This is a genomic window from Acidovorax sp. KPB24-03 (assembly GCF_057546605.1).
In genome coordinates, this window is sequence record NZ_BAAJYR010000074.1 from 1 (window position 1) to 15349 (window position 15349).

Sequence of the window (15349 nt, forward strand, 5' to 3'; positions counted from 1 at the left end):
GGTGGCGCCACCGGCTGCCGAGTCCGCATCGGCGGCCAGCACACCGGCGAGTGCCGCGCCCGCTGCGGTGGCGGGCAACGGGACGGGCGCCGCTCCCGTGCCTTCCGTCTCGCCCATGCAGGACTACCTGCCCACGCAACTGGCCGTGCGGGCCCGTCAGGTGGACTTCCAGGGCCGCACGCTGCACGGCGTGGTCATGGGCGGCTCGCGCGAGGGCAGCACCTGGCGCACCAACGTGGACGCCCAGGAGCTGAACGGCTACGTGGAGTTTCGCCAGGGCGCGGGCAGCGGGCCCGATGCGGGCTCCGGCCGGGTGTTCGCCCGCCTGTCGCGCCTGGCGGTCCCGCAGAGCGATGCCAAGGAGGTGGATGAACTGCTGGCCGAAGAACCGGCCGCCGGCGCCGGCACGCTGCCGTCGCTGGACATCGTGGTGGACGATTTCGTGCTGCGTGGGCGCCGCCTGGGCCGCATCGAGATCGAGGCGCAGAACCGCGGCGGCGACGGCGCTCCGCGCGAGTGGCGGCTGTCCAAGTTCAACATCGTCACGCCCGAGGCCACGCTCACGGCCAACGGCAACTGGGCGCTGCTGGGCAGCGACGGCGCCGCCGATGCGCGTCGCCGCACGGTGATGAACTTCAAGCTCGACATCCGCGACTCGGGCGATCTGCTCACGCGTTTCGGCATGGCCGACGTGGTGCGCCGCGGCAAGGGCCGCATGGAGGGGCAGGTCGCCTGGATGGGTGCGCCGCTCACGCCGGACTACCGCACCATGTCGGGCCAGATGAACGTCAACGTCGAATCGGGCCAGTTCCTCAAGGCCGATCCGGGCCTGGCCAAGCTGCTGGGCGTGCTCAGCCTGCAGTCGCTGCCGCGCCGGCTCACGCTCGACTTCCGCGACGTGTTCAGCGAAGGCTTCGCGTTCGACTTCGTGCGCGGCGACGTGCGCATGGAGCAGGGCGTGGCCACCACCAACAACCTGCAGATGAAGGGCGTGAACGCCGCCGTGCTGATGGAAGGCAGCGCCGACCTGGACCGCGAGACGCAGGACCTGCACGTGGTCGTGGTGCCCGAGATCAACGCCATGACGGCCTCCCTGGTGGCCACTGCCATCAATCCGGTGGTCGGCCTGGGCAGCTTTCTCGCGCAGGTCTTTCTGCGCGGGCCGCTCATCCAGGCGGCCACGCAGGAGTTCCGCATCGACGGCACCTGGACCGATCCGCGCATCGAGCGCGTGCCCCGGCGCAAGCTGGGCAGCGCCGACCCCGCCGTCCGGCCGCCCACGGCCGAGTCCCCCACCGGAGACAAATCATGATGAAAGCCGCCGCATTGCAAATGGTGTCGGGCCTGCACGTGCCCGGCAATCTCGAGCAGGCCCGCCACCTGCTGGAGCAGGCCGCCGCCGAAGGCGCCGAGCTGGCCGTGCTGCCCGAGTATTTTTGCGCCATGGGCGCGCGCGACACCGACAAGCTCGCGCTGCGCGAGCCCTACGGCGAAGGCCCCATCCAGCGCTTTCTGGCCCAGGCGGCCCGGGAGCTGGGCCTGTGGGTGGTGGGCGGCACGCTGCCGCTGCAGTGCGAAAGCCCGCACCAGGTGCGCAACACCTCGCTGGTGTTTTCGCCCCAGGGCGAGTGCGTGGCCCGCTACGACAAGATCCACCTGTTTCGCTTCGACAACGGGCGCGAGCGCTTCGACGAGGCCGCGGTGATCGAGGCGGGCAACACACCCGTGCGCTTCGAGCTGACCGCGCGCGACGGCACCCGTTGGCGCGTGGGCCTGTCCGTCTGCTACGACCTGCGTTTTCCCGAGCTGTACCGCCAGCATGCGCGGGCCGGGGCCGACCTGCTGCTGGTGCCCAGCGCCTTCACCCACACCACGGGCGAGGCCCATTGGGAGTTGCTGCTGCGCGCCCGCGCGGTGGAGAACCTCGCCTATGTGCTGGCGCCGGCGCAGGGCGGCCTGCACGAGAACGGCCGCCGCACCTGGGGCCACAGCATGGTGGTCGATCCGTGGGGCGCCGTGCAGGCGCAGGTGGCCGAAGGCCCGGGCGTGGCCCTGGGCGTGCTCGATGCGGTGCGGCTGCAGCAGGTGCGCCAGCAGCTGCCGGCGCTGGACCACTGCATCCTGTGACCGAGGGCGAGCCGTTCCTGTGGCCCTGGCACCGCTGGCGCAGCGCATGGAAGCGCTGGTCGCTGTGGGCCCTGCTCGTGCTGCTGGTGGCGGGCATGCTGGTCACCCAGGTGTGGCTGGCCGGCCGCTACGAGGCGAGCGAGGTGCAGAACCGCCTGGACCGCGACGCCGCCGATGCCGTGGCCGACATCCGCCAGGGCTTCGCCCACAACCTGCAGAACCTGCAGGCGCTGCACGTGGGCACACCGGACCTGGCGAGCTGGGAGTCGCGCGCGGCGGCCTTGCTGAGCGTGCGCCGCGAACTCGTGCGGCTGGAATGGCGCAGCCCCACGCTGGAAGTGCGGGCCCATGTCGAGACCCCGTACCGCCCGGTGCAGTGGGACGCCGAGATGCGCAGCGGCATGCATTCCAACATCGCGCTGGCGTGCGCCAACGCGCGCCGCGTGTCGGGGCCGTCGTACTCCGGCAGCTACTTCCAGCCCCAGGGCGATGGCCGCGGCTCCGAAATGATGGAGCTGTGCCTGCCCCTCATGCAGGATGGCCGCAACGAAGGCTTCGTGGTGGCCACCTACTCGCTGCACAACGTGCTGATCGACCTGGTGGTGCCCAGCCTCAAGCGCGGGCAGGAGGTGTCGTTCACCGAAGCCGATGGCACCCGCCTGGCCATGGTGGGGGCCAGCCGGCGCGGCACGCGCCTGTTCAGCGCGCAGCAGCTGTTCGACCTGCCGGGCGCCACGCTGGTCCTGCGCATGGACAGCTGGCACAGCGCGCCCAGCGTGTTCCCCAATGTGCTCACCGCGCTGGTGACCGCCATGTCGATCGCCCTCGTCACCGTGCTGGTCGTGCTGGTGCGCGACAACCGGCGCCGGCTGCGCGCCGAGCGCGACTTGGGCGACGCGCTGGCGTTCCGCAAGGCCATGGAGGACTCCCTGGTGACCGGGCTGCGCGCGCGGGACCTGCAGGGGCGCATCACCTATGTGAACCCGGCCTTCTGCGAGATGGTGGGCTTCACCGCGCAGGAGTTGCTTGGCCAGAGCGCCCCGGTGCCCTACTGGCCGCCCGAGTTCGCCGACGAGTACCGCCAGCGCCAGGCGATCCGCCTGTCCAGCCTGCACCCGCCGCCGCGCGAAGGCTACGAATCCACCTTCATGCGCAAGGACGGCGTGCGGTTTCCGGTGCTCATCTTCGAGGCGCCGCTCATCAACGCGCAGGGCCTGCACACGGGCTGGATGAGCGCGTTCCTGGACGTGAGCGAGCAGCGCCGCGTCGAGGAAATGTCCCGCGCCTCGCAAGAGCGCCTGCAGGCCACCGCGCGGCTGGCCACCGTGGGCGAGATGGCATCGCTGCTGAGCCATGAGCTGAACCAGCCGCTGGCCGCCATCTCCAGCTACGCCTCGGGCTCGCTCAACCTGCTGCCGCCGGGCGGCGGGCCGCCGCAGGAGCCGCTGCACGACGTGCACGTGGCGCTGCAGCGCATCGCGCAGCAGGCCGAGCGCGCGGGCCGCGTGATCCGCAGCGTGCACGACTTCGTGCGGCGGCGCGATCAGTCGCGCGAGGTGGTCTCGGTGCACGACCTGCTGGAGGCCGTGATGCCGCTGATCCGCCTGCAGGCGCGCAAGCTCGAAGTCTTCGTGAAGATCTCGGTGGACGCCGACCTGCCCCCGGTGCTGTGCGACCGCACCATGGTCGAGCAGGTGCTGCTGAACCTGGCGCGCAATTCCATGCAGGCCATGGACGACCCCGCCACGCCCCAGCGCATCCTGGAGCTGCGCGTGCGCCGCGCCGCATCGAATGCGCACAATGCCTGGCTGGAGTTCATGGTCATCGACCGGGGCTGCGGCATCGCGCAGGACGTGGGCGAGAAACTCTTCACCCCCTTCTTCACCACGCGGCCCGAGGGGATGGGCCTCGGCCTGAGCCTGTGCCGCACCGTGGTCGAGCAGCACGGCGGCTTCCTGGGCCACGCGCCCAACGAGCCCCGTGGTACGGTATTCACTTTCACCCTGCCTGCTGCCAGCGCGGACAGCAGCCACCCCTGATGGAACCCGTCTCCAACGCCACCGTTTACATCGTCGACGACGACTCGGGCGTGCGCGAAGCGCTCGCCTGGCTGCTGCGATCGCGCCGCCTGCCCAGCGAGTCCTTCGACAGCGCCGAAGCCTTCGAAGCCATGCTCGACGAGCGTCCGCCCGCGCGCCAGCCCTGCTGCCTGCTGCTGGACGTGCGCATGCCGGGCATGAGCGGCCTGGCGCTGTTCGACCGGCTGGCCGAGCGCCGCCTGATCGATGCGATGCCGGTGATCTTCCTCACCGGCCATGCCGACGTGCCCACCGCCGTGGCCACCGTCAAGCGCGGGGCCTTCGACTTCTGCGAGAAGCCGTTTTCCGACAACCTGCTGGTGGACCGCATCGAGCAGGCCCTGGCCCAGTCCGCGCAGCACATGGAGCAGGTGCGCCAGCACAGCGACCTGCAGGTGCGGCTGTCGGAGTTGACGGAGCGCGAGCGCGACGTGATGCGCCTGGTGGTCGAGGGGCTGCCCAACAAGCTCATCGCCGACCAGCTGGACATCAGCGTGCGCACGGTGGAAGTGCACCGCGCGCGCGTGTTCGACAAGATGCAGGTCAAGTCGGCGGTGGAACTGGCGAACCTGCTGCGCGCCGCGCACTGAATGAACGCCACAGGGCGCCGAAGCGCCCTGTGAAAGCCACTCCCGCCGCGGTGCACGGGCGGGGCGGCGGCGGGGCCGGCCGGCGGTCAGCCCGGCTGGCGTTCGCCCACGAAGATTTCCACCCGGCGATTGCGCGCGCGGCCGTCGTTCGTGTCGTTGGTGGCGATCGGCTGGTGCGAGCCGCGGCCCTCGACCTGGATGCGTCCGCCGTTCACGCCCCGCGTCGTCAGGAAGTTGCGGGTGCTGGCCGCGCGGTCCATCGACAGGGGGTTGTTGATGGCATCGCTGCCGGTGGAGTCCGTGTGGCCCACGATGCGCACTTCGGTGTTGGGGTTGTTGCGAAGCCCCTCGGCGAAGCGCTCCAGCACGGGGGCGAAGTTGGACTGGATGTCCGAGCGGTTCGTGGCGAACGAGATGTCGCTCGGAATGTCCAGCTTGAGCTGGTTGTCGGCGGTCTGCGTCACCACCACGCCCGTGCCCTGGGTGACCTGCTGCATCTCGCGCTTTTGCCGCTCCATGTGCTGCGACCAGATGTAGGTGCCCAGGGCCCCCACACCCGCCCCGACGACGGCCCCCGTGCCCGCCCGGCCGCCGGTGGCGGAGCCGATGACCGCCCCGGCCACCGCGCCCACGCCGGCGCCCGTCGCGGTGCGCCGCTGGGTATCGTCCATGTTGGCACAGCCGCTCACGAGCAGAACGGCGGCAGTGGCGCCGATGAGAATCTTGTTGCGCATGGGATCTTCCTTTCCTGGTTGTTCTGCTGACGCCGGCCGTGGTGATGGCCTTGCGAACCGCACGCTTCGTGCACGCGACGTCAGGGACTTTGAGGACGCCCATTGTTCGCCGGTGCCTGGCTGATCCAGGTAGGACCAGTTCGTCAACTGGATCGGGCCTGGCGGCTGGCGCAGGGAACCTCGGAATTCATCAGGCGTCGGCCTGGGGGGATGTGCTTTTGATGGCCCATTGGGCGAAGCGGTCGGATCGAGCCACCAACACGATCCCGAGCAAAAGGCCCACCCCGTTGGAGAAAAGATCTGCCTTGGCTTCCAGCGCCAGCCCATCGAAAAAAGAGCGGCTTCCTCCCATCAGCAGGGCCTGGAAGAAGAACCAGACGACATTGAGCAATCCCTGTGCAAAGAACCAAAGGCCGATCAAGGCACAGCCCACACGGGCGGCCTCTGCGGGTTGGAGGCGGACGTGGTTTTCAAACCGTGTTCTTGGAAGCAGCAGATGGGCGGTCCACAGGGGAAAGATCCAAAGCAGTACGGCAGCGGCTAGGTACAGCGCAGCCACCACCCAGGTTTCCACGGAGGGGTTGTCGAGCGGCATCCCTTTCAGGATGGGCAGGAGTGCCAGGTACCGGACGGCAGTCACACCGAGCCATAGCGCGAAAATGCGCAGGCCCACGCCAAGCATTTGCTGGGGAGTCATCGATGGTCTTTCTGGGAGAGGGAGCAGAGGTGGTGCGCCGCGAATGCTTTACTTCGGCGTGCCGTCGTCCTCTTTCTTGGGTGTTGGCGTAGCGTCCTGGGGCGGCGGCTCCCCCCCCTTGCGCCCCGAGAACATCGTCCACCACACAATGGCGACGAGAACGACCAGCGCCAGCAATGCTTCAAGCAAAATCAGCCCCATGAAATTCCGTCTCCTGCGCCTTGTGACAACGGCGCTGATTGTAGGAACCCTGGTGGCCTGCTCCACCACGCCCCTGCCGCCTTCCACGCCTTTGCCTCCCGGTGCCTCGCTGCCACCGGGCGTGCCGGGTGCCCCCCTGCCGCCCGAACCGCCCGGGCCGCTGCCGCCCCCGATGGCGCAGCCGAAAAGCCGCTGGATACCGGTGCATTGGGCGGAATTGCCCGGTTTTGCCGAAGATTCCCTGCACGAAGCCTGGAACGCCTGGATCAAGAACTGCGAGCGTCCCGCGCCGGCCTTCGCGCCGCTGTGCGGCGAGGTGCGCCGCCTGTCCATCGCCAGCGCCGACGAGCAGCGTGCCTGGATGGTGGCGCGGCTGCAGCCCTACCGCATCGAGGCCGCCGACGGCGCGGTGGACGGCATGCTCACCGGCTACTACGAGCCCTATCTGGACGCGGCGCGCCAGCCCGGCAACGGCTTCAACGTGCCGCTGTACCGGCTGCCCGCAGGGTACGGCGCGCGCAAGCCCTGGTACACACGCCAGCAGATCGACACGCTGCCCGAAGCGCAGGCGGCGCTGGCCGGCCGGGTCATCGCGTGGGTGCGCGATCCGGTCGAGGCGCTGGTGGTGCACATCCAGGGCTCGGGCCGGCTGCGGGTGCAGGAGGCCGATGGATCGGTGACGCTGCTGCGCGTGGCGTTCGCCGGCACCAACGACCAGCCCTACCAGAGCGTGGGCCGGTGGCTGCTCGACCAGGGCCTGGTGCGCGATGCGACCTGGCCCGGCATCCGCGCCTGGACGCTGCAGAACCCGCAGCGCGTGCAGGAGATGCTGTGGGCCAATCCGCGCTATGTGTTCTTCCGCGAGGAGCCGCTCAACGCCATGGATGCCGGCTTCGGGCCCAAGGGCGCGCAGGGCGTGGCCCTCACGCCCGGCCGCTCGATCGCGGTGGACCGCCAGAGCATTCCCTACGGCACGCCGGTGTGGCTGGCCTCCACCGGCCCGCAGGTGCAGTTGCAGCGCCTGGTGATGGCGCAGGACACGGGCTCGGCCATCGTGGGCGCGGTGCGGGCCGATTACTTCGCGGGCTGGGGCCCGGAGGCGGGCGAACTGGCGGGGCGGCTCAAGCAGGGCCTGCGGCTCTGGGCGCTGTGGCCGCGCTGACACCCGCGCGTTCACGACGTTTCAGCACGTTTCAGCCGGCTTCCCTGCGGCCGGCCGGGAAGGCCCTCCACAATGGGACGTGACAGTCCCTTCGTGGCCTGGCCAGGATGGTGGCCTCACCTCACTCAACTCCCAAGGAGAACCGCATGACCGCTGACCGATGGCTGCGCACTGCCGCGCATGGCACCCTTCCTTTGCTGGCCGCCCTGCTGGGCGCCTGTGCGCCCCTGGGCACGACGCACGCCCAGGCTCCTGCGGGGCCGGACCTGCGCGCCGACACCGCGGCCCGCTTCCTGGCCTTCGCCCCGGCCAGGAACCCGGAACCCGCGATGACCGACGCCCCCGCGCTGGCCTTCGGCGTGCGGGTGCCCGGCACGTCCGCCGCGGCGCCGTTCACCATGACGATGGACACCGGCTCGACCGGCGTCGTCGTCTCGGCCACCGACCTGCCCGGTTTTTCCGCGCAGGAGGCCGAGTCGGGCGTGAAGGGGTGGGAGTTCCTGTCCAGCAGCAAGCGGCTGTGGATCGGCCGCTGGGTGCCGCGGGAACTGGTCTTTCGCGATCCCGCCGGGGGCGAGGTGGTGGCGCGCGTGCCCGTGCTGGCGGTGCAGGAGGAGATCATCTGCCCCGGCTGGAGCGAAAAGGCCAACGTGCCCACCTGCGAAAAGCCCGAGAAGACCACCGCCCAGCCGCGCGGCATCGCCTACATGGGCGTGGGCTTCGGGCGCGAGCACGACGGCCAGCCGCAAGGTACGCCGGACAAGAACCCGCTGCTGAACATCGTCTCCATCGACGGCCAGCCCGTGGCGCCCGGCAGCATGCGCGGCGGTTTCATCGTGACGGCCAAGGGCGTGCACGTGGGCCTCACGCGCGCCAACACCGCGGGCTTTTCGTACGTGAAGCTCCAGGGCCGAAGCCTGAACGCCGCGGGCCAGCCGGCCTCCAGCGACCCGCGCGACTGGCCCCAGGCGGGCATGGCCGTGTCGGTCAACGGCGCGGCCTCGCAGACGGGCGCGGTGCTGGTCGATACCGGCATTGCCCAGATGTACCTCACGGTGTCCAACCCGTCGGCATTGCCGACCACGGCCATTCCCAACCCGAGCCGCAAGGGCGCCATGGCCACGGGGCTGGTGGCCGGCACGTCGGTGCAGGTGTCGTTCCCCGACGATGCCGCGCCCGTGGCGCAGTACACCTTCCAGGTGGGAACGCCCCAGGCCCCCACGGCGGTGATCGTCACCCGGCCCTCGGCGCAGGCGTTCGTCAACACCGGCCGGCACCTGCTGCGCCAGCATGACGTGCTGTTCGATGCCGATGGCGGCTGGTTCGGGCTGCGCCGCAGCCAGTAACGTGGCGATGCCGGGTTCAAGCCTGGCGCGGACCGGTGCCAGTGGCGGCACGCTGCATGTCGAATCGCAGCGGAAAGTCGGTCAGTTGGTGGCCCGATGCATCCCGGACCTCGTAACGGACGTTGGGATTGCCGCTGAATGGCACATCCCAGCGGTCGCCAGCGTACTTCACACCGTCCCTGATGACATCATCGGGAGCGCGGAGCCTCTGGGCTTTGAACTGCTCCACGATCGGCAATCGATTGTCGATCAGGGCTTGTTGCCGCAGTGCCTCGATGTCCAGCGCTGCGGCCTGCGTGCCCGCAGGCTTGGTGTGGGCGACGCCACCACCTGACGCACCCAGCAACTTGCGGTGCATGGGAAGTGCGTCCCGCACGAGGGTGGGTGAGGCAAAGGTGGCCCATGGGTCCACGACGATATCCTGCTCGGATTTCTGCCCCCGGATCACGACGAACACGTGATTTCCCTTCGGCCTCCCATCCACGATGTCGATTCTGGCGTTCTTGAGGGCGGGATTCTGCGAAAGCAGTTGATAGGTCAGACCGGCGTGTTCATCACAGTTGCCACTTTGATATTGAATGGCGTTGGTCGCACGGATGGTGGGATTTTGGTATTGGAATGCGAGAGGGTCGACCGCAGGACGCTGTCTCCAGCAGTGGCCGCGATGTCTTTGATCTGGTTGCCGGCACCGTCGGGCATCAGCGCTTTGACCAGGTCGATGGCCTCCCGTGCTGCGGCCAGGTGCGCGGCAGTTTCAGGCGATATCGACCGCAGTTGGTGCTTCATATCGGGCATCTGAGTTTTGACGCCAGGATGCGTCGTGGACAGCGCATTGGCTTGGCTCAACTGGTCTGGTGACAGCTCAATGAATTGGTCGGAGCGCAACAGTCCTGGGAGCAGTTCCTTTGCTGGAACCAGGACGGTGTTCTGGGCATCATCGAACGTGATGTAGGTATCGAGCCGATGAGGTTCTGATGAAAGAGGCGACGCGTTATCGACTTGCTTGAGCAACGGGGTCGCGCTGTCAAGCAGCCGTCTCCTGGCGGCTTTCGCCTCGGAGATATGGCTGTCGAGCCATGTTCTGGGCTCAGGCTCTGGCACTTTGCTGGATGAACCCCACCCCATGAATCCCCGCATGGTGCCGAGCATGGAGGAGTGCGACGACGAAGGCGGCCTGGACGGCAGGTGGTCGCTGCGGGGCCGGATGCCGCCACCGGCACTGGGATGGCGCGGGCTCCCGCCTGCCAGGGCGTGGGGTGCATTCCCGCTGGACGACGCGCCGCGCTGCGACGTCTTGGGTGGGGCCTCTCACTGCGCAGTCGCGCCTCGGGGGCTCTTGGCGTGGGAAAGGTGGTTGAGCTTCATGGATCTCTTCCCTTGGCGATCCTGCCACCCACCGTCAGGCGGCAGTTTGCCAGTGAGGCCAGGATAAAGCGGGCGCCAGAACGCGAAGCGGTGCCCACCGAAGCATTGCAAGGGCGTGCGAACCGATTCGCCCGGGCTTGCAGTGGCCTGCGGGGTGCGGCACGGCCCGAAGGATCGTGTAGCCTGCGCTTCCCATCAAAACTCTCGCCAGGCAAGGAGATCCCATGCCCATTCCGCTTCGCGCAGCGATCGCCTGCGCCGCCGCGCTGCTCGCCTGCGGTGCCGTACCCGCGCAGACGACGCCGTTGCCCACCGCCGCAGCGGCCACCGCCGGCCCCTCGCTGCGCCCGGGCACCGAATCGCGCTTCATCCGCCTGCATTCCCCGCCGGGAGAGGGCTGGTCTTCGCCCATGACGGATGCGCCGCGGCTGCGGTTCGAAGTCCGCATGCCGACGGACACCGGCGTGCTCGCGCCCCCCCCGGCCCTTCATCGTCACCCTGGACACGGGCTCCACCGGCGTGGTGATTTCCGCGGTCGATCTGCCCGGTTATTCGCGCAACGAGGAAGCGCGCCAGGCCAACGAAGGCTGGGAATACCGCTCCAGCAGCCGGCAGCTCTTGATCGGCCACTGGGTGGTGCGCGACGTCGTGCTCAACAGCGGCTGGAACGAAGTGATTGCCCGGGTGCCCGTGCTCGCGGTCGAAAAGGAAATCATCTGCCCGCGCTGGGACGAGAAGGCCAACCGGCCCGACTGCGAAAATCCCACGGACACCACGGAAAGCCCGGGCGGCATCGCCTACATGGGCGTGGGCTTCGGGCGCGAGCACGATGGCCAGCCGCAGGGCACGCCCGACAAGAATCCGCTGATCAACATCGCCGAGATCGACGGCAGCCCCGTCGCCCGGAGTGCGGTGCACGGGGGCTACGTCGTGACCAAGCACGCGATATACGTGGGCCTCACGCCCGACCAGGCCAAGGGGTTTCGGTTCATGAAGCTGCAGCCTGGCAGCCTGCTTGCGAATGGCCAGCCGGCCTCCAGCGATCCCCGTGACTGGCAGCAGGCCACCGTGGCCGTGTCGGTGGACGGCGGCGCGCCCGAAACCGGTCCCGTGCTGGTGGACACCGGCATCGCGCAGATGTACCTCACGGCCGCCGACCCGTCGGCGCTGCCCACGGCGCAGGTCGCCGACCCCACCCGCCGGGGCCGGCCGGTGACCGGCTTGAAAAACGGCACTCGGGTGCAGGTGATGTTCCCCGACGCGCAGGCGCCCGTGGCGCAGTACGATTTCCGAGTGGGGGATGCGGACGCGCCCCAGTCCGTGTTCGTGAACGCGCCGGGCCGCTTCAACTTCGTGGGCCGCCCCGCCTTCATGAACACCGGGCGCTACCTGTTGAAGCAGTTCGACCTGCTCTACGACGCCGAGGGCGGATGGTTCGGCCTGCGGCCCTCGCGGCGGTGAGCGCCTGGAGGGCGCGCGAGCGCTGCGTCCTCAGCGCTCCAGCGGTTGGCGCAGTCCGGTGCGCTGCATGTCGAATCGCAGCGGAAAATCAGTCAGCTGTTGGCCGGATTCATCCTGGACCTCGTAACGGACGTTGGGGTTGCCGCTGAACGGCACATCCCAGAGGCTTTTGCCATGGCCCAGGTAAATGGCGAGCCCCAATTCGCGATCAAAGCCCATCGCATGAAGGTACTGCTCGGAGAGCGGCGGATTTTCTTCGACCGTTCCTTGTTCCCTCAGTGCTTCATCGATATCCAGCGTTGGTGGTGAAACGGTGCCGGCGGGCTTCGTATGCCTGATGCCCTCCTGCCCTGCGTTGAGCAGGTCCCGGTGCATGGGAAGTGCGTCGACGACGAATGTCGGCGTGGCGAAGGGGGCCCAGGGGTCGACCACGATGTCCTGCTCGGGCGTCTGACCGCGGATCACGGCGAATACGTGATCGTGTCCCCCACCGGCACCATCGTGAACCATGTCGATCCTTGAGTTCTGGAGATCCGGGTTCTGTGAAAGAAGCTGAAAAGCCAGGCTTGCCTGGGCATTGCAGTTGCCGGCCTGGTACTTGATGGCGGCGCTCGCGCAGGTTGCGGGATCGCCCTTCCCCCGATATGCCATCGTTGAGCGAAAGCAGCTTTCTGCCCCTGTGGCCGCGATGTCCTTGATCTGATTGCCCGCGCCTGCGGGAAGAAGCGCCTTGACCAGATCGATCGCCTCCCGAGCCAAGGCCAGGTGGGTGGCCGCTGCGGGCGATATCACGCGCAATCGGGGCTCCATGTCGGGCATCAGGGGGGTGACGCCAGGGTGCGTTGTGGAAAGCACATTGGCTTGTGTCAGCCGTTGCGATGAAAGCTCGATGAATCGATCGGCGCGCAAGAGTCCGGGGTGCAGTTCCTTCGCGGGAACCACAACGGTGTGCTGGGCCGGGCCCTCCCCGGTGATGTAGGTATCGAGCGGGCAAGGCGTTTCTGGACATCGGAGCGTGCCGTGGACCTGCTGCAGCCCGGTTGCGCTGTCGAGCAGGCGGCTTCTGGCGGCCTTCGCCTCGGAGGCACTGCTGTCGAGCCATGCACCGGGCTCGGGCGGTGGCGCGATGCCGGATGAGCCCGTTTCCACCGGGCCGGGCACGCGCGACGGCGATTGGGTGGGGGAAATGGGCATTCCGCTGTCGCTGCGCGGGCGGATGCCGGCGCCGGGATTTGAAAGGCGTGAGACCCGGGCTGCCAGGCCCTGGGGTGCATGCCCGGCGGACGGTGCACTGCGCCGTGCTGCAGCGGCTGGGGGCTCTTTTTGCGCCGTCGGGGTTCTTCGGCCATCGGCGCCGGTGAGAGGGCTTGGCTTCATGGATATCTCTGCTTGGCAGTTCGTCTGGCGGATCAAAGCCACTGAATGGAGCTTTGCAACGGCGGTCATCGCGTTCGCGCTGGCGTCTCACTGCCGGACTCCCGTTCCACCGGTGCCCGCTGCATATCGAACCGGATCGGAAAATCAGTGAGCGCACGCCCAGAGGGATCTCTGACTTCATACCGGACGTTGGGATTGCCGCTGAAAGGCACATCCCAGAGATTCTCTTTTTCGATCAGAACTTGTGTGATCGCAGCGTCAGGTTCATGGTGGGCATGAAGCCGAAACGCCTCGGAAAGCGACGAGTGTTTTTCGATCGCACTTTGCCATTGGCTGTGCCGTTTCAGCGCCTGTTCGATGTCCATTGCGGGTGCAACGGTGCCAGCGGGTTTGGAGACCCTGATCTTTCCGCGCTCAGCGTCCAGCAGGGTCCGGTGCATGGGAAGCGCGTCTTGAACGAACGTTGGCGATGCAAAGGGGGCCCAGGCGTCCACGACGATGTCCTCCTCGGGCCTATCTCCTCGAATCACGGCGAACACATGCGCGACGTTTTGACTGACCTCCACGATATCGATCTGGTAATCCTTGAGCGCAGGATTCTGTGCAAGCAGGTGGAAGGCCAGGCTCGCATGGCCGTCGCAGTCGCCCCCCTGGAATTGGATGATGGAGTGCGCAAGATCTGCGACGCCGCGATGGTATTTAAACGACAGGCGGGAGCGAAGATGGCTTTCCCCTGCCGTTGCCAGCAAATCCTTGACCTGATTGCCGGCTCCGCTGGGAACAAGGGCTTTGACGAGATCGATCACTTCCCGTGCCGATGCCAGGCTGGCCGCTACGGCCGGCGAGATCACATGCAATCGCGGCTGCATGTCCGGCATCTGTGTGGCGATGCCGGGATGCGTGGTGGACAGGGCGTTGGCTCGGTCCAGTTGCCCGGGTGAAAGTTCGATGATCTTGTCGGAGCGCAAGAGCCCCGGGATCAACGCCTTGGCGGGAGCCAGAATGGCGTTTTGTGCCTGGCCGTCGGAGGTCAGGTACGTGTCAAGCTGGTAAGGCTGCGCAGCCAGGGGTGACGCGATGTGGAAAAGCTTGAGCAATGGGATCGCGCCGTCAAGCAGGCGTCTTCTTGCGGCGCTCGCTTCGGTGGCATTGGCGTTCAGCCAGGCTTTTGGGTCGGCCTCGATCGCGATCGGGTTGCGGGACGCACGGGCTTTCATCGCGCCGAGCACCGGGGATCGCGATGCAACCGGCGGCATCGGCAATGGATTGCTGCTGCGTGGGCGGATGTCTGCCCCGGCGTTTGAAAGGCGTGGCCCCCCACCTGTCAGGCCTTGAGGCGCATGCGTGGCAGAAGGCACAACGCGCCGCGCGCCACCGGGTGCGCGCATGCTTTCCTGCCCGCCTGTGGTTCTGCGATGGTCGGCACGGCTCAGTGTGCTCGACTTCATAAACGACTCCTTTATGGATCTACCTGAGCAGGCCCGAGGCGACCGTTTCAGCGTGGACCGAGGATAGGGAGCGCTTGCGTCGGCAACGGCTTGCGTGCCGAAGCCCTTTCACGGTGTGCGAACCGATCCGCTTCAGCGCTCCAGTTCGACCAGGTAGCGCGACACCACTGGCGGTGCCTCGCCCGTGTGGAAGGCCAGCTTGCGGTCGCGCAGCGCCACGTCGGAGCCGGTGACGCGGTCGAAGCGGCGCAGGTGCTCGGTCCACGATTCGTCCACGATGCGCTCCACATAGCGCGAAGGGTCGGCGATGTCGTGCTGCAGCTGCCAGTCGAGCGCGCCCTGGCGCAGGCGGCTGCGGCGGCTTTCCTGCATCAGCGCCCGGAATTCGGCCGCCCGCGCGGGGTCGATGTGGTATTCGATGGTGACCACCACATGGCCGCGTTCGGGCGTGGTGGGCGCCACCGGCAGCTTGAACGCGGTCGAAGGGCTCAGGTCTTCCTCCATGGTGCGGTCCACCACCCAGCGCTGCACCAGGGCCATGGCGGCGGTGCCGGTGAGCGCGGCCAGCGCCAGGCTCATGTGGACGGTGGTGAGCGAGGCCACCTGGCCCCACAGCGCCGCGCCCGCCGCGGTGGCGCCCATGATGGCCATCTGGTAGATCGACATGCCGCGCGCACGCACCCAGTTGGGCAGCGCGAGCTGGGCCGACACGCTGAGCGAGTTGGCCGTGGTGATCCACGCCATGCCGCCCAGCACCATGGCG

General features: G+C 68.1%; 15 protein-coding genes. 7 read left to right on the forward strand and 8 right to left on the reverse strand.

Going from position 1 to position 15349, the window contains the following annotated elements; all coding sequences use genetic code 11:
• From AC27KI_RS10865 to AC27KI_RS10880, 4 genes are all read left to right on the forward strand, one after another.
• Positions 1–1312 (forward strand): YhdP family phospholipid transporter (locus AC27KI_RS10865; protein WP_487113793.1); only part of this gene is annotated, 1312 nt, incomplete at its 5' end.
• The gene (locus AC27KI_RS10870; protein ID WP_487089412.1) at positions 1312–2127 is read left to right on the forward strand and encodes a carbon-nitrogen hydrolase family protein; all 816 of its coding nucleotides are present in this window, start codon (positions 1312–1314) and stop codon (positions 2125–2127) included. The genes AC27KI_RS10865 and AC27KI_RS10870, both read left to right, overlap by 1 nt.
• A complete protein-coding gene (locus tag AC27KI_RS10875; RefSeq protein WP_284400727.1) occupies positions 2124–4166 on the forward strand; it encodes a two-component system sensor histidine kinase NtrB in 2043 nt (680 codons plus the stop codon). The genes AC27KI_RS10870 and AC27KI_RS10875 overlap by 4 nt, the downstream gene beginning before the upstream one ends.
• Entirely contained in the window at positions 4166–4795 is a 630-nt protein-coding gene (locus tag AC27KI_RS10880; RefSeq protein WP_272566580.1) for a response regulator transcription factor, read from the forward strand. Before AC27KI_RS10875 ends, AC27KI_RS10880 begins: the two co-directional genes overlap by 1 nt.
• Positions 4796–4881: 86 nt before the next feature.
• On the opposite strand, the gene AC27KI_RS10885 is transcribed toward AC27KI_RS10880, so the two are convergent.
• From AC27KI_RS10885 to AC27KI_RS10895, 3 genes are all read right to left on the reverse strand, one after another.
• Positions 4882–5529, reverse strand: coding sequence for a YiaD family glycine zipper/OmpA-like lipoprotein (locus AC27KI_RS10885; RefSeq protein ID WP_284430664.1), 648 nt, complete (start codon positions 5527–5529; stop codon positions 4882–4884).
• 190 nt (positions 5530–5719) lie between these two features.
• Positions 5720–6226, reverse strand: coding sequence for a hypothetical protein (locus AC27KI_RS10890; protein WP_487113795.1), 507 nt, complete (start codon positions 6224–6226; stop codon positions 5720–5722).
• 48 nt (positions 6227–6274) lie between these two features.
• Positions 6275–6427, reverse strand: a complete 153-nt coding sequence (locus AC27KI_RS10895; RefSeq protein ID WP_487089409.1) for a hypothetical protein — start codon at positions 6425–6427, stop codon at positions 6275–6277.
• On the opposite strand from AC27KI_RS10895, the gene mltA reads away from it, so the two are divergent.
• Positions 6426–7589, forward strand: coding sequence for a murein transglycosylase A (mltA, locus tag AC27KI_RS10900; protein ID WP_487089408.1), 1164 nt, complete (start codon positions 6426–6428; stop codon positions 7587–7589). The genes AC27KI_RS10895 and mltA overlap by 2 nt on opposite strands.
• Before the next feature lie 146 nt (positions 7590–7735).
• Positions 7736–8935: a hypothetical protein gene (locus AC27KI_RS10905; protein WP_487113797.1), complete on the forward strand. Its 1200-nt coding sequence runs from the start codon at positions 7736–7738 to the stop codon at positions 8933–8935.
• A 16-nt stretch (positions 8936–8951) separates the two neighbouring features.
• On the opposite strand, the gene AC27KI_RS10910 is transcribed toward AC27KI_RS10905, so the two are convergent.
• Both AC27KI_RS10910 and AC27KI_RS10915 read right to left on the reverse strand, forming a co-directional pair.
• A complete protein-coding gene (locus AC27KI_RS10910; RefSeq protein ID WP_284430668.1) occupies positions 8952–9392 on the reverse strand; it encodes a hypothetical protein in 441 nt (146 codons plus the stop codon).
• An 80-nt stretch (positions 9393–9472) separates the two neighbouring features.
• Positions 9473–10084, reverse strand: coding sequence for a hypothetical protein (locus tag AC27KI_RS10915; RefSeq protein ID WP_487113799.1), 612 nt, complete (start codon positions 10082–10084; stop codon positions 9473–9475).
• 735 nt (positions 10085–10819) lie between these two features.
• On the opposite strand from AC27KI_RS10915, the gene AC27KI_RS10920 reads away from it, so the two are divergent.
• Positions 10820–11761 (forward strand): hypothetical protein, encoded by a 942-nt coding sequence (locus tag AC27KI_RS10920; RefSeq protein WP_487113801.1) that lies wholly within the window; start codon positions 10820–10822, stop codon positions 11759–11761.
• A 30-nt stretch (positions 11762–11791) separates the two neighbouring features.
• On the opposite strand, the gene AC27KI_RS10925 is transcribed toward AC27KI_RS10920, so the two are convergent.
• The 3 genes from AC27KI_RS10925 to AC27KI_RS10935 form a co-directional block, all read right to left on the reverse strand.
• A complete protein-coding gene (locus AC27KI_RS10925; protein WP_487113803.1) occupies positions 11792–13207 on the reverse strand; it encodes a hypothetical protein in 1416 nt (471 codons plus the stop codon).
• Positions 13204–14586, reverse strand: coding sequence for a hypothetical protein (locus AC27KI_RS10930; RefSeq protein WP_487113805.1), 1383 nt, complete (start codon positions 14584–14586; stop codon positions 13204–13206). Before AC27KI_RS10930 ends, AC27KI_RS10925 begins: the two co-directional genes overlap by 4 nt.
• Before the next feature lie 132 nt (positions 14587–14718).
• On the reverse strand, positions 14719–15349 hold a 631-nt coding region (locus AC27KI_RS10935; protein WP_487113807.1), incomplete at its 5' end, for an MFS transporter.